This window comes from Geminicoccus roseus DSM 18922 (assembly GCF_000427665.1).
Lineage (GTDB): Bacteria > Pseudomonadota > Alphaproteobacteria > Geminicoccales > Geminicoccaceae > Geminicoccus > Geminicoccus roseus.
Window position 1 is genome coordinate 4,013,426 of record NZ_KE386572.1, and the last position, 12,458, is coordinate 4,025,883.

The 12,458-nt window shown below is 68.1% G+C and carries 12 protein-coding genes; 1 reads left to right on the plus strand and 11 read right to left on the minus strand.

Annotated features, from left to right (window positions below; translation table 11 throughout):
• Window positions 1–27: 27 nt before the first annotated feature.
• From GEMRO_RS0119980 to GEMRO_RS0120015, 8 genes are all read right to left on the minus strand, one after another.
• Window positions 28–255 (minus strand): hypothetical protein, encoded by a 228-nt coding sequence (locus GEMRO_RS0119980; protein WP_157505664.1) that lies wholly within the window; start codon window positions 253–255, stop codon window positions 28–30.
• Between the two features lie 198 nt (window positions 256–453).
• Complete coding sequence (locus GEMRO_RS0119985) at window positions 454–1,305, minus strand: carbohydrate ABC transporter permease (protein WP_051329663.1); 852 nt, start codon at window positions 1,303–1,305, stop codon at window positions 454–456.
• A 34-nt stretch (window positions 1,306–1,339) separates the two neighbouring features.
• Window positions 1,340–2,269 carry a carbohydrate ABC transporter permease gene (locus GEMRO_RS0119990; protein ID WP_027135431.1) on the minus strand — a complete coding sequence of 310 codons (930 nt, stop codon included), beginning with the start codon at window positions 2,267–2,269 and terminating at the stop codon, window positions 1,340–1,342.
• Window positions 2,251–3,516: an ABC transporter substrate-binding protein gene (locus GEMRO_RS0119995; RefSeq protein WP_027135432.1), complete on the minus strand. Its 1,266-nt coding sequence runs from the start codon at window positions 3,514–3,516 to the stop codon at window positions 2,251–2,253. The genes GEMRO_RS0119990 and GEMRO_RS0119995 overlap by 19 nt, the downstream gene beginning before the upstream one ends.
• 31 nt (window positions 3,517–3,547) lie before the next feature.
• On the minus strand, window positions 3,548–4,771 hold the full coding sequence (locus tag GEMRO_RS30725; protein WP_051329268.1) for a PLP-dependent transferase: 1,224 nt from the start codon (window positions 4,769–4,771) through the stop codon (window positions 3,548–3,550).
• 99 nt (window positions 4,772–4,870) lie between these two features.
• The gene (locus tag GEMRO_RS0120005; protein ID WP_027135433.1) at window positions 4,871–5,650 is read right to left on the minus strand and encodes an ATP-binding cassette domain-containing protein; all 780 of its coding nucleotides are present in this window, start codon (window positions 5,648–5,650) and stop codon (window positions 4,871–4,873) included.
• Window positions 5,651–5,652: 2 nt separating this feature from the next.
• Window positions 5,653–6,789 carry an ABC transporter permease gene (locus tag GEMRO_RS0120010; protein WP_051329269.1) on the minus strand — a complete coding sequence of 379 codons (1,137 nt, stop codon included), beginning with the start codon at window positions 6,787–6,789 and terminating at the stop codon, window positions 5,653–5,655.
• Window positions 6,790–6,935: 146 nt separating this feature from the next.
• Window positions 6,936–7,868 carry a sugar ABC transporter substrate-binding protein gene (locus GEMRO_RS0120015; protein WP_322100072.1) on the minus strand — a complete coding sequence of 311 codons (933 nt, stop codon included), beginning with the start codon at window positions 7,866–7,868 and terminating at the stop codon, window positions 6,936–6,938.
• A 205-nt stretch (window positions 7,869–8,073) separates the two neighbouring features.
• Here GEMRO_RS0120015 and GEMRO_RS30730 point away from each other — a divergent pair, with 205 nt between their 5' ends.
• Window positions 8,074–9,114, plus strand: a complete 1,041-nt coding sequence (locus tag GEMRO_RS30730) for a LacI family DNA-binding transcriptional regulator (protein ID WP_051329270.1) — start codon at window positions 8,074–8,076, stop codon at window positions 9,112–9,114.
• 16 nt (window positions 9,115–9,130) lie between these two features.
• Here GEMRO_RS30730 and GEMRO_RS0120025 read toward each other — a convergent pair whose 3' ends face one another.
• From GEMRO_RS0120025 to GEMRO_RS0120035, 3 genes are read right to left on the minus strand one after another with little or no spacing between them, the layout of a single operon-like run.
• Window positions 9,131–10,291, minus strand: coding sequence for a Gfo/Idh/MocA family protein (locus GEMRO_RS0120025; RefSeq protein ID WP_027135436.1), 1,161 nt, complete (start codon window positions 10,289–10,291; stop codon window positions 9,131–9,133).
• 13 nt (window positions 10,292–10,304) lie between these two features.
• Window positions 10,305–11,198 carry a sugar phosphate isomerase/epimerase family protein gene (locus GEMRO_RS0120030; protein ID WP_027135437.1) on the minus strand — a complete coding sequence of 298 codons (894 nt, stop codon included), beginning with the start codon at window positions 11,196–11,198 and terminating at the stop codon, window positions 10,305–10,307.
• 49 nt (window positions 11,199–11,247) lie between these two features.
• Entirely contained in the window at window positions 11,248–12,372 is a 1,125-nt protein-coding gene (locus tag GEMRO_RS0120035; RefSeq protein WP_027135438.1) for a Gfo/Idh/MocA family protein, read from the minus strand.
• Between the last annotated feature and the right edge of the window lie 86 nt (window positions 12,373–12,458).

The following is a 12,458-nucleotide window of genomic DNA, read 5'->3' on the forward strand; positions in this document are numbered from 1 at the left end:
CGCAGGCAGCCTGCCTGGGCCCGGACGTCAAGAGGGGATCATCGCCTTGTCGCAGGACGGCTGGGCAGCGGCGGGTGCTGCCGCGTCCAGGCCGGAGCGCCGGCCGATGACCAGGGAGCGCACCGCGGCGCCGGCATGGGTGATCTGCAGGGAGAGCCGGTCGACCTGGTCGAGCAGGGAGGCGAGGCGGGCGAGATCTGCGTCGGGCGCCTCGGCCAGCGCCAATTGGTGCGGTGCAACGTTCGAAAATGGCATCGGTTCCCCCCGAGCCGGATTAAATATACAAAATGATTAGCAACGAACCCGGGCACGAGAAAAGAAAAAAATAATTCCACCAGTCTGGTGGACAATATCCTGCGCCGGGTCGGTAACCGACAACGTGGCGGTTGATTTCAACGGCGAGGCATCCGGAACCGAAGCAGTCAACCAGGGCGAGTATTGAGGTCCTTCCGGTCAGCCTTTGACGGCGCCGGCGGTCAGCCCCTGCACCAGGTAGCGCTGGATCAGCGCGAAGAACAAACAGGCCGGGATCAGCGCCAGCACCGCCGCCGCGGTCATCTGCCCCCAGTCCACCGAGAACTTCGACACGAAGGTGAGCAGGCCCACCGGGAAGGTCATCTTGGTCTCGGACGAGATCAGCATCAGGGCGAACAGAAGTTCCGACCAGGCCGCGGTGAACACGAAGCCCAGGGTGGCGCCCATGCCCGGCAGGGTGAGCGGCAGGATCACCCGGCGCAGCGACTGGAAGCGGGTGCAGCCGTCGATCATCGCCGCCTCCTCCAGCTCCTTGGGGATGCCCTCGAAGAAGCTCTGCATCAGGAAGGTGGCGAACGGGGCGTTGTAGGCGGTGTAGACCAGGATCAGCCCGGTCAGGCTGTCGACCAGGCCGAGCGGCGTCATCAGCCGGTAGATCGGCGCGATCAGCATCACGAGCGGGAAGATCTGGGTCAGCAGCAAAAAGAACAGGACGGGGGCCTTGGCCCGGAAGGTGAAGCGGGACAGGGCGTAGCCGGACAGGCTGGCCGCCAGCGTCACCCCGATGGCCGTGCCGAACGAGACGATCACCGAGTTCGCGAAGTACCAGGGAAAGTCGGTGGCCCCCAGCACCTCGCCGAAATTGTCCAAGGTCGCCCGGCTCGGCCACAGCCGGATGCCCTCGCCGAACAGGAGGTCGGTGGGGGTGACCGCGATCTTGATCAGCCAGTAGAGCGGGAACAGCGCCGCCAGCACGTAGAGCGCCAGGGCCAGGCGATGGAAGACCGTGCCGAAGCGGCGGGCGAAGGGCGAGGCGCCGGCGACCACCATCAGCAACGGCTCCGGGTCGGCAGGAAACGGGTCATCAAAAGGCGCTCCGCAGCCGCTTGCGCATTTCCAGGATCAAGATCGCGTAGAGGAAAAGGAGGCCCAGCAGCACCATGGACAAGGCCGAGGCATAGCCGAAGTCCAGCTTCCGAAAGGCGATGGTGAAGATGTAGGAGGGCAGGATCTGGGTCTGCCCGGCAGGTCCCCCCCCGGTCATCACCACGATCAGGTCGCCGAAATTGGCGATCCAGATGGTGCGGAGCAGGATGGTGATCGCCACGGTCGGGATCAGGTAGGCAATGGTGACGTGGCGAAAGCGCGCCCAGGTGCCGGCGCCGTCGATGGCGGCGGCCTCGTACATCTCGTTGGGGATCGACTGCAACGCCGCCAGGATGGTGATCGCGAAGAACGGGATGCCCCACCAGACATTGGCGGTGATCGGCCCCCACATGGCAAGCGCCGGATCCCCTAAGATGTTGTCCGGGGCGGCCAGCAGGCCCAGGGCGTGCAGCCAGTGCGGCAGGGGCCCCACCACCGGGTTGAACAGCCAGGCAAACGTCAGGCCGGACAGGAAGGAGGGGACCGCCCAGGGCAGGAACACGATCGCCTGGACCAGCTTCTTGCCCTTGAACTCCCGCCACAGCAGCAGCGCCAGGCCAAGCCCCAGGAAGAATTGCAGGAACAGGGAGGCGAAGGTCCACCACAGCGTGTTGCCGAGAGCCCGCCAGAAGATCCGGTCCTGCCAGATCGCCTCGAAATGGGCGAGACCCACGAAGCCACGCTTGAAGGGGTTGAGGATCTGCACGTTCTGGAACGCGAAGCCGATGCCGACCACCAGCGGGACCAGCATGAACAGGGCGATCAGGACGAGGGTCGGGGAAAGATAGGTCCAGGGCTCGGCGAGCGAACGAAAGGTCCGGCGCCGGGCCGGACCTCCTTCAGGCGCGTTCAGCGCGATTCCAGCCATTTTTTCTGCGCATCGGTGAGATAGGCCGCCCATTCATCGGCGACGTCCTGGGGCGTGCGCTGGCCCAGCAGCATTTCCTGGCCGCCGGTGATCGAGATCTGGTCGGCGAAGAAGCCGAACTCCTCGAGATATGTGGGCATGGCGGTGAGCTGCCAGCGCGGGTCGTTCAGCTCGGTGAACCAGCCGCGATACTGCTCGGTGTCGAAGAACGGGTCGTTTTCCGCACCTTTGTGGATCGGGATCACGCCGACCACCTTGGCCCATTCCAGGTTCATCTCCGGCGAGGACAGGTGCGCGATCAGCTTCCAGCTCTCGTCCTTGGCCTCGCTGGCCGAGAACATCGCCCAGCCGGCATAGCCCATGGTCGGGAAGGACTTGCCGGAGGGCCCGAGCGGCATCGGCGCCACCGCGAACTTGTCGGCCGGCATCCGTTCCGCCACCGCGATCAAAGCGTCCGGGTCCTGGTCGAGCATCGCGCAGGTGCCGGAATAGAACCCGGCCACGATCTCGTTGAAGCCCCAGTTGACGCTGTCCTTGGGAACGGCGCCCTCCTGGTACATGTCGGCCAGGATCTGCAGGCCGGCCACCGCCTCCGGCTTGTTCAACGTCGAGTTGCCTTCCTCGTCGAAGAACTCGTTGGAGCCCATCTCGTTCAGCATGAACATGATGTAGCCGTTGGTGGCACCCGGCCCGCCGCGCAGGCAGTAGCCGGTCTTGCCCTCGCCCAGCGCCGCGATCTTCTTCGACGCCTCGACGAACTCCGCCGTGGTCTTGGGCGGCTCGCTCATCCCGGCCTGCGCGAACAGCTCCTTGTTCCAGAACATCGCCCGGATGTAGAATCCATACGGGATCATGTAGGGCGTGTCGTTGTACCAGGAGCCGAACTGCACCGCGCGGTCGGTGAGCTGCGGGGTCACCTCCCACTCGTCCAGCCAGGGCTGCAGGTTCTCCAGCTGGCCATTCGCGGCATAGAGCGCCAGCCAGCGGTCGGGCATCTCGACCACGTCGGGGATGTTGCCGCCCTGGACCATGGTCGCCAGCTTCTCGAAGGCCTGACCCCAGGGCAGCGAGGTGACCTCGACGGTCACGCCCGGGTTGGCTTCCTCGAACTTGGCGATCATGCCCTTGAGGTGCTCGGTGCGCGCCGGGCTGGTGATCACCTCGGTGAGCTTCAGCGTGGTGTCGGCCAGCGCGGTCTGCGCCAGCAGCGAGAGCGCCAGGGCGCCCGCGGTCATCCAGGTCTTCATCGTCGTCGCTCTCCCTTGGGAAGCCGGACCGTCAGGCGGTCCGCTCCCGTCTCGCCCACCAGCCCTTCTTCACGGGCTTCTTCACCTGTCCGCCGGCTTCCTGCAGCGCCCGGGTCACGTCGCCGATCAGGTCGGCGGGCGATTCCAGCCCGACATGCAGCCGGACGATACGCGCGCCGACCCCGAAATCCACGACCGAATTGGGCCCGGCCGCCTGCTCGTGGGCGATCGCCGCCGGCACCACCAGGCTCTCATGGCCGCCCCAGCTCACGCCGAGCTTGAACAGGCGCAGGGCGTCGCAGAAGGCCTCGATGTCGACCTCGGGCGCCGCCTCGAACGAGAACAGCGACGAACTGCCGAGCAGCTGGCGCTCGTCGACCTTGCCGGCCAGGGCCGGGTGGAGCACCCGCGCCACGCCCGGCAGGCCCTGCAGCGCCTCGGCCACGGTGATCGCCGCGTTCTCCTGGGCCAGCATCCTGGCCGGCAGGGTGCGCAGGCCGCGCAGCAACAGGAACGCCTCGAACGGCGCCAGCTTGGCCCCCAGATAGGGGATCGACGAGGTCGCCAGGCGCTGGATGGCGGCGGCGCTGCCGCAGACCACGCCGGCCACCGTGTCGCTGTGCCCGGACAAGTATTTCGACGCCGAGTGCAGCACGATGTCGATGCCGTGGATGGCCGGGCGCTGGAAGATCGGGGTGGCCCAGCTGTTGTCGGCGATGGTGGTCACACCCTGCGCCTTGGCCAGCCTGGCTATCGCCGCCAGGTCCTGCACCTCGAAGGTCCAGGAGGTCGGCGTCTCCAGGTAGAGCAGCTTCGCGCCGGGCAGGGCCTTCTCGATCGCGCCCAGGTCGCTGCCGTCCACATAGTCGACGGTCACGCCCAGCTTGGGCAGCATGGTCTGGAAGAAGCGGTAGGCGTCCGGGTAGAGATGGCGGACCGCCACGATCCGGTCGCCGGCCTCCACATGGGCCAGCACCGCGCCACTGATCGCGGCCATGCCGGAGGCGAAGCCGCGCGCGGCCTCGGTGCCCTCCAGCCTGGCCATCTTCTCCTCGAACACCTGCACGGTCGGGTTGCCGACCCGGCTGTAGATCGCCTGCTGCTTCTCGCCGGCGAACACCGAGCGCATCTCGGCATAGGAGCGGAAGGTGAACAGGGAGGTCTGGTAGATCGGCGGGACCACCGCCCCTTCGTCGAACCGCGGGTCGTGGGCGCAGATGCTGCCGGCCTCGGACCACCAACTCGAATCGCTCAAACGTCGCTCCTGTAGCGCGCCATGTCGGACATCGCCGGACGGTAGACGGGGCGCACGACGCTCACAAGCTTGAGGGAAAGTTCCGACGCGGTCCGGGCGCTACACGGTGCCGCCGAGCGTGTCCTCCAGCTCCGCCAGCTCCTTGCCGCCGGCCATCAGGTCCTGCAGCTCCTCGGCGCGGATCTCGCCGCGCACCGCGGTGCCGAGCGTCTTGCCGCGGTTGAGCACGGTGAAGCGGTCGCCCACCGCCATGGCGTGGCGGACATTGTGGGTGATGAACACCACGCCGATCCCGCTCTTGCGGACCTTGTCGATGGTGGCCAGCACGTTGGAGGTCTGCCGGACGCCCAAGGCCGAGGTCGGCTCGTCCAGGATCAGGATCTCCGCGCCGAAATAGACCGCGCGGGCGATCGCGACGGTCTGGCGCTCGCCGCCGGACAGCGTGCCGACCGCCTGGTCCGCCTCGCGCAGATGGATGCCCATCTTCGCCATCTCCTCCATGGTGATGGCGTTGGCCTTCTCGAAGTCGAACAGGCGGAACGGGCCGAACCGCTTCACCGGCTCGCGGCCCATCCAGAAATTGCGCACCACCGACATCAGCGGGATCATCGCCAGGTCCTGGTAGACCGTGGCGATGCCGGCAGCCATGGCGTCGCGCGGGCTGTCGAAATGCACCTCGCGGCCCGCCACCAGCATCCGGCCGGCGCTCGGCTGGTGCACCCCGGACATGGTCTTGATGAAGGTCGACTTGCCGGCACCGTTGTCGCCCAGCAGGCAGTGGCACTCGCCGGGCAGGATCGAGAACGACACCCCGGCCAGCGCGATCACCGAGCCGAACTGCTTCTCGATGTCGATCATCTCCATGAGCGGTGCGGTCATGGTCAGCGCTCCCCGGTGATCAGGCGGCGGATATAGGTGTTCAGGATCACGGCGATCAAAAGGATGCCGCCCAGGAACACCCGGAACAGGGAACTCTCCACCCCGGCGAAGAACAGGCCCTGCTGGACCACGCCGAACACCAAAGCACCCAAGGCAGCGCCCACCACCGAGCCGTAGCCGCCGGTGAGCAGCGCGCCGCCGATCACCACCGAGATGATCGCCTCGAACTCCTTGAGCAGGCCGCGATCGGCCGCGGCCGAGCCGAACTCGATGACCTGGCAGGTGGCGAACACGGTGGCGCAGAAGGCGGAGAACATGAACATCAGGATCTTCACCCGGTTGACCGGGACACCGACATAGCGGGCCGCCTGGGCGTCGCCGCCGGACGCGAAGATCCAGTTGCCGAATTTGGTGCGGGTCAACAGGAAATGGCCGAACAGGATCAGGGCCAGCGCCCAGACGATCAGCATCGGCACGCCGTCGACCACCGGCTCGCCGGCACGGTTGCCGGCCACGAACTTGCCGATCACGCCCAGGTCGGCCAGCCAGACGAACAGGCCCTTGAACAGGGTGCCGCCGAACAGCCAGGCCACCGGGTCGCCTTCCGCCACGTCGCGGATGCCGCCGATGATGGTCTTCCTCGTGGTGGTGATCGCCGCGTAGATGGTCAGGCCGCGCAGGATGTAGAGCGAGGCCAGGGTGACGATGAACGAGGGCAGGCCGGTCTTGATCACCAGGTAGCCGTTGAGCGCGCCGATCGCGAGCGCCAGGACGAAGGCGGCCAGGATGCCGACCCAGAGCGGGAAGCCCCAGGTCACCGAGAACAGGGCGATCACGATTCCGGAAAAGCCGATCATCGAGCCGACCGACAGGTCGAACTCGCCGGCGATCATCAGCAGGCAGGCGCCCACCGCGATGATCGCGAACTGGGCGGAGACCACGCCCCAGTTGATGATGCCTTCCGGGGCGAACATGCCGCTGTCGCGGGCGATGCCGATGAAGAAGGCGAACACCAGGATCACGCCGCAGATGGCGCCGAGCTCCGGCCGGATCAGGGCCTTGCGGAACGGCGACTGGGCGCGCACCCGCTCGTCCCGCGCCGCGGCGGGGGTGGAAGCGGTCGATGCCTGATCGGCCATGTTTCCTCCCAGGCCGGCAGGGAGCGCCGGGCCGTCGAAAGCGTGCCGCCGACGAAGCGGCCAGGGTCAGGTGGAGGGCGGGGCAGAAGCGGCCGCGATCGCCGCGGCCGCCGCCTTTTCGGACATGCCTGGAGCGGGCCGCCCGCTCAGCGATACTCGCCGGCGTAGCGCTCGATCATCTCCAGGCCCTCGTTGGTGATGAAGCCCGGGCCGGAATTGATGTTGTTGCCGGGCAGGACGCCGTAGCGGACATAGTTGGTGAGCACGACCACCGGCAGGTAGGCCTGCAGGAACGGCTGCTGGTCGATGCCCCACTTGATGGTGCCGTCCTGGATCGCCTTCACGATTTCCGGACCCAGGTCGAAGGTGCCGAAATAGATCTGGCCGGCCATGCCGTTCTCTTTCAGCGCCTCGATGGTCGGGTTGGCCGAGGTGGGGCCGAGGGTCAGCACGGCGTCGGTGTCCGGGTTGGCGGACAGGTAGGCCAGGACCTTGTTCTTGATCTCGGCCGGGTCCTGGCCGGAATCGATCATCGAATCGCCGAGATCCACGCCCAGCCCGTCGGCGAAGCCGCGGCAGCGCTCGCCGACCACCGGGTTGGAGACCACGTGGTTGACGCAAAGGAACGAGCCGACGCCGTCGTTCTTGGCGCGCTCGCCGGCGGCCAGGCCGGCATCGTATTCCGGCTGGCCGACATACATCAGTGCGCCGACCTGCTTCGCCTCCTCGGGCGTGCCGGAATTGATGATGATCACCGGGATGCCCTTGGCGACCGCGTTCTCGATCGGCCCGCTCAGCACGTCGGTGTCGGCCAGGGTGGTGATGATCCCGTCGGGATTGGAGGCGGCGGTCTGCTCGATGATTCGGGCCATGTCGGCGATGTCGCCGGTGGACGGGTTCCGGTACTCGACCTCGACCTCCATCTGCCGGCCGGCCAGGGCCAGCGCGTTCTTGATGGTGTTCCACCAGCTGTCGCTGTCGGGGGCGTGGCTGACCAGGACGAAGCGCTCGCCCTCGGCCTTTGCCGCGTCGGGCAGCGCGGTGGTGGCGAGGGTCACGGCGAACACGGCGCCGAGCATTCTCGACATGAACGACTTCATGGTGAGCTACCTCCCTGTTGTGGCGCCCCGGACGGCGCGTCCCGCTTGAGCGAGCCTGGGCAACCAACCACAACCGGCGACGTTTCGCAACCGGTTGCAAATTTGCATCGGGCATGTTCCCTGGCACAAGGTCAGCCGCGCCGGCGGAACCCCGCCGGCCGACCCAGGCAGGAGCGCAGCATCGGTGGCCGTCACCCTCAAGGAAGTGGCCGAGCGGGCAGGGGTGTCCCGCTCGGCGGTATCCCGGACGTTTACCGAAGGCGCCAGCGTCTCGGCCAAGACCCGCCGCAAGGTCGAGGAAGCGGCGCTCGCCCTGGACTACCGGCCGTCCCTGATCGCACGCAGCCTCGCCACCAAGCGCACGATGCTGATCGGGCTGGTCGCCAACAATTTCCAGAACCCGGTGTTCCTGGAGGTGTTCGACCTGTTCACCGGCGCCTTGCAGCAGCGCGGCCTGCGCCCGCTCCTGCTCAACCAGTCGCACGAGACCGACCCCAAGCGCTCGCTCAGCCTGCTGCGCCAGTACAATGTCGACGGGGTGATCGTCGCGACCTCGACCCTGCCTCCGTCCTTCGCCCAGGCGGTGCGCAAGGCCAACATCCCGGTCATCCATACCTTCGGCAAGTACGACAGCCCGAGCAACGTGCACGTGGTCGGCATCGACAATGCCCGCTGCGGCGCGATGGCGGCGGAGACCCTGGTGCTGCGCGGCTATCGCTCCGCCGCGATGCTGGGCGGCCCGAAATCGGCCACCTCGACCCAGGACCGGGTGGCGGGCTTCACCCGCAAGGCCAGGGAGCTGGGCCTGGCGGTCACCGACATCCGCTATGCCGACAGCTACACCTACGGGGCCGGCCACCAGGCGATGGGGCAGCTCCTGGTCGACCATCCGGTCGAGGTGGTGTTCTGCGGCGACGACCTGATCTGCATGGGGGCGATGGACGCCGCGCGCGGCAAGGGGTTCTCGATCCCGGACCAGATCGGCTTTCTGGGCTTCAACGACATGGCGATGGCCAGCTGGGACGCCTACGACCTGACCACGATCCGCCAGCCGATCCGCGACATCATCCTGAGCTCGGTGGAGCTGGTGGTGGCGATGGCCAAGGATTCCTCGCGCAGCAAGGAGATCCGGCTGTTCGACTGCTCGATCGTCGAGCGCGGCAGCCTGCGGCCGCTGGCGGCCCCGGCCGGGACCGTCGGCGCCGAGGTGGCCGAGACCGCCTGATCCGGGCCGCGCCGGATCAGCCGCCGTCCAGCGCCGGCCGGGCGTCGACCCAGCCGCCGCCGTTGCGGGCCGAGGTCACGGCCGCCCGGATCGCCTGCATCGAGCGCAGCCCGTCCATGGCGGTGGGGAAATGGCCGGCGGCCGGGTCGGGGGCGCGGCCGACCCTAGCCGCGGCGATCGTCTCCGCCAGGTCGGCATAGATGTTGGCGAACGCCAGCGGCATGCCCTCGGCATGGCCGATGGTGACCCGCGACGCCCGGTCCGCCTCGGGCGAGAGGTTGGCGGCCCCCCGCTCGATGATCTCGGTGCGGCCGTTCAGCGGCGTCCAATAGAGCTGGTTCGGCCATTCCTGCGCCCAGCGCAGGCCGCCCTTCTCGCCGAACACCTGGATGTTCAGCCCGTGCATCCGGCCGATCGCCACCGAGCTGGTCCAAAGCCGGCAGACCGCGCCTTTGTCCATGCGGACGTTGACCATCGCGTCGTCCTCGATCGTGCGGCCCGGGATGCAGGAGATGAAGTCGGCGGAAAGCTCGACGGCCTGCTGGTTGGCGACGAAGCTCGCCATGTGCAGGGCATGGATGCCGCAATCGGCAAACTGCGCCGACGGGCCGACCTGGGCCGGGTCGTAGCGCCAGCGCACCCTGGGATTGTCGGCGTCGGCGGCATCGGCGTGGAAGCCGTGGGCGAACTCGGCCTTGATCAGCCGCACCCGGCCGAGATCGCCGCGGGCGACCATGGCGCGCATGTGGCGGACCAGGGCGTAGCCGGAATAGCCGTAATTGACCGCGCAGATCCGCCCGGTCGCTTCAGCGATCCGGACAATCTCCTCGGCCTCCTCCACGGTCATGGTCATCGGCTTCTCGCACAGCACGTGGAAGCCGGCCTGGAGGAACGCCTTGGTGATCGGGAAATGGGTGGCGTTGGGGGTCGCCACGGTGACCAGGTCGACCCGGTCGGCGCGGTTCTTCTCGCCGTCCAGCATCTCGCGCCAGTCGCCATAGGCGCGCTCTGGCGCGATGCCCAGGCGCTGGGCGTAGGCGCGGCCCCGGGCCGCGTCGGCGTCGAGCGCGCCGGCGGCGAATTGGAAGAGGCCGTCGACCGCGGCGCTCACCCGGTGGGCCGGGCCGATCTGGCTGCCTTCGCCGCCGCCGATCATGCCCCAGTTCAGTTTGCTCATGCTGGCGGATCCGTCAGTGAAAGCCGATCGAGCGCAGATAGTCCCGGTTGGCCCGGGCGTCGGTCAGGGGCTGGGTGTCGCCTTGCGGATCGCAGTCCTGCTCGACGGTGCACCAGCCGGAAAAGCCGTGCTCGACCAGCAGGTCGCGCACGGCCGGAAAGTCGGTCTCGCCCATGCCGAGATTGCAGAAGATGCCTTGGGCGCAGGCGTCGTAGAAGCCGGTGCGCGTCGCCACCACCGACCGCTTCACCGTGGGGTCGACATCCTTGAAATGCATGTAGGAGATCCGGTCCAGGTGCCGCTTCATGAAGGCGACGGGGTCGAAGCCGGCATAATGGGAGTGGCCGGTATCCAGGCAGATCTTCAGGATCGCCGGGTCGACCTCCTCCAGCAGCCGCTCGACCTCCGGCAGGAAGTCGCAGAAGCCCGCAGCATGGGGATGGATCGCGGCGGTCAGGCCGTATTCCTCCACCCCCATCCGGGCGACGTCGCGGATCCGGCCGACATAGGAGCGCCACTCCGCCGCATCCATCTGCGCCGCCTCGCTCGGGCGGCCGGCGGTGGGGGCGCGGCGGGGCGAGATCGAATCGATCAGCACGAAATGGCGGGCGCCATGGGCCTGCAGCGCCCGGCAGGTGCGCACGGCGCCGTCCAGCACGTCCGGCCACAGGCCCGGATGATGGAACGGGCGGAACACCACGCCGCCGACCAGCTCCAGGCCGCGCGCCGCCAGCGCGTCGCCAAGCCTGGCCGGGTCTTCCGGCATGTAGCCGACCGGACCCAGCTCGATGCCCTGGTAGCCGGCGTCGCGGCACTGGTCGAGCACCAGCTGCCAGGGCGGGTTGCGCGGGTCGTCGGCGAACTCGACGCCCCAGGAGCAGGGCGCGTTGGCGATCTTGATCGTCATGGCGAAGGCAGGTCCGTTCGGTCGGGACGAAAGGGAGAGCGGGCGGCGCTCAGACGGTGGCGACGTCGATCCAGCACTGGCCGGAAGCCGAGCGGAAGGCGGCCTCGACCAGCTGGTTGACCCGCATCCCGTCGGCGAAGGTCGGCCAGACCGGCTGGCCGGTCTCGATCGCGTGCAGGAAGTCGCGGGCCTCGATGATGATCTGGTCCTGGTAGCCGGTGCCGTGGCCGGGGCCTTGGCAGAACGGCAGGTAGTCCGGGTGGTCCGGGCCGGTCAGGATCTTGGTGAAGCCCTGCCGGTCCGCGCGGGCGGAGCCCTGGTAGAGCCAGAGGGCGTTCTGGTCTTCCTGGTCGAAGCGGATGGCACCCTTGGTGCCGGTGATCTCGTAGGCGTAGCCCATCTTGCGGCCGGTTGCGACGCGGCTGAAATGCAAGGCCCCCATCGCCCCGCTCTCGAACCGGCAGAGCAGGTGGCCCTGGTCGTCGTTGGTGACCTCTTCCGGGCCGTCCGGCCCCGGCCGCTGCCGGTGCACGGTCTCGATGTCGGCGATCAGCGCATGGATCGGCCCGGCCAGCGCCAGGGCGCCGTTCAGCATGTGCGGCGCCAGGTCGCCCATGGCGCCGTGGGCGCGGCCGTGGCAGCGCCAGCTTACCGGGGTCGCCGGGTCGGCCAGAAAATCCTCGGTGTGCTCGCCGCGGAAATAGGTGATCTCGCCGATCTCGCCGGCGGCCACGATCTGGCGGGCCAGCTGCGAGGCGGGGGTGCGGATGTAGTTGAAGCCGGTCATGTGCACGACGCCGCTCGCCTCCGCGGCGGCGAGCATGGCGCGGCTTTCCGCGAGGTTGCGGCCGAGCGGCTTTTCGCAGAACACCGGCTTGCCCAGGGCGAAGGCGGCCAGGGCGATCTCCTGGTGGGTGCCCTGCGGCGAGGCGATCACCACCGCCTCGACCTTCGGGTCGGCCACCAGTTCCCGCCAGTCGCCGGTGGAGCGGAGAAAGCCGAAATGGCGGGCCTTGTCGGCGGCGCCGGCGGCGCTGGTGGTGGCGATCATCTCGCAGCGCGGCCGCAGCTTCGGGTCGAACACCGGGCCCACCGCCTGCATGGCGACGGCGTGGGCCTTGCCCATGTAGCCGCCGCCGATGATCCCGATTCCGATCTGCCGGGAATGTGCCATGACCTTGTGCCCGAAATTTGCAACCGCTTGCAAAACAGCAGAACGACTTTTAGGCTCCGGGGTCAAGAGGCATCGCCGCCCAAGCC

Bases quoted from the DNA above. Each gene is read 5' to 3' on its own strand.
- GEMRO_RS0119980 (WP_157505664.1), bottom strand. From the start codon at position 255: ATGCCATTTTCGAACGTTGCACCGCACCAATTGGCGCTGGCCGAGGCG.
- GEMRO_RS0119985 (WP_051329663.1), bottom strand. From the start codon at position 1,305: ATGGTGGTCGCCGGCGCCTCGCCCTTCGCCCGCCGCTTCGGCACGGTC.
- GEMRO_RS0119990 (WP_027135431.1), bottom strand. From the start codon at position 2,269: ATGGCTGGAATCGCGCTGAACGCGCCTGAAGGAGGTCCGGCCCGGCGC.
- GEMRO_RS0119995 (WP_027135432.1), bottom strand. From the start codon at position 3,516: ATGAAGACCTGGATGACCGCGGGCGCCCTGGCGCTCTCGCTGCTGGCG.
- GEMRO_RS0120005 (WP_027135433.1), bottom strand. From the start codon at position 5,650: ATGACCGCACCGCTCATGGAGATGATCGACATCGAGAAGCAGTTCGGC.
- GEMRO_RS0120010 (WP_051329269.1), bottom strand. From the start codon at position 6,789: ATGGCCGATCAGGCATCGACCGCTTCCACCCCCGCCGCGGCGCGGGAC.
- GEMRO_RS0120015 (WP_322100072.1), bottom strand. From the start codon at position 7,868: ATGCTCGGCGCCGTGTTCGCCGTGACCCTCGCCACCACCGCGCTGCCC.
- GEMRO_RS0120025 (WP_027135436.1), bottom strand. From the start codon at position 10,291: ATGAGCAAACTGAACTGGGGCATGATCGGCGGCGGCGAAGGCAGCCAG.
- GEMRO_RS0120030 (WP_027135437.1), bottom strand. From the start codon at position 11,198: ATGACGATCAAGATCGCCAACGCGCCCTGCTCCTGGGGCGTCGAGTTC.
- GEMRO_RS0120035 (WP_027135438.1), bottom strand. From the start codon at position 12,372: ATGGCACATTCCCGGCAGATCGGAATCGGGATCATCGGCGGCGGCTAC.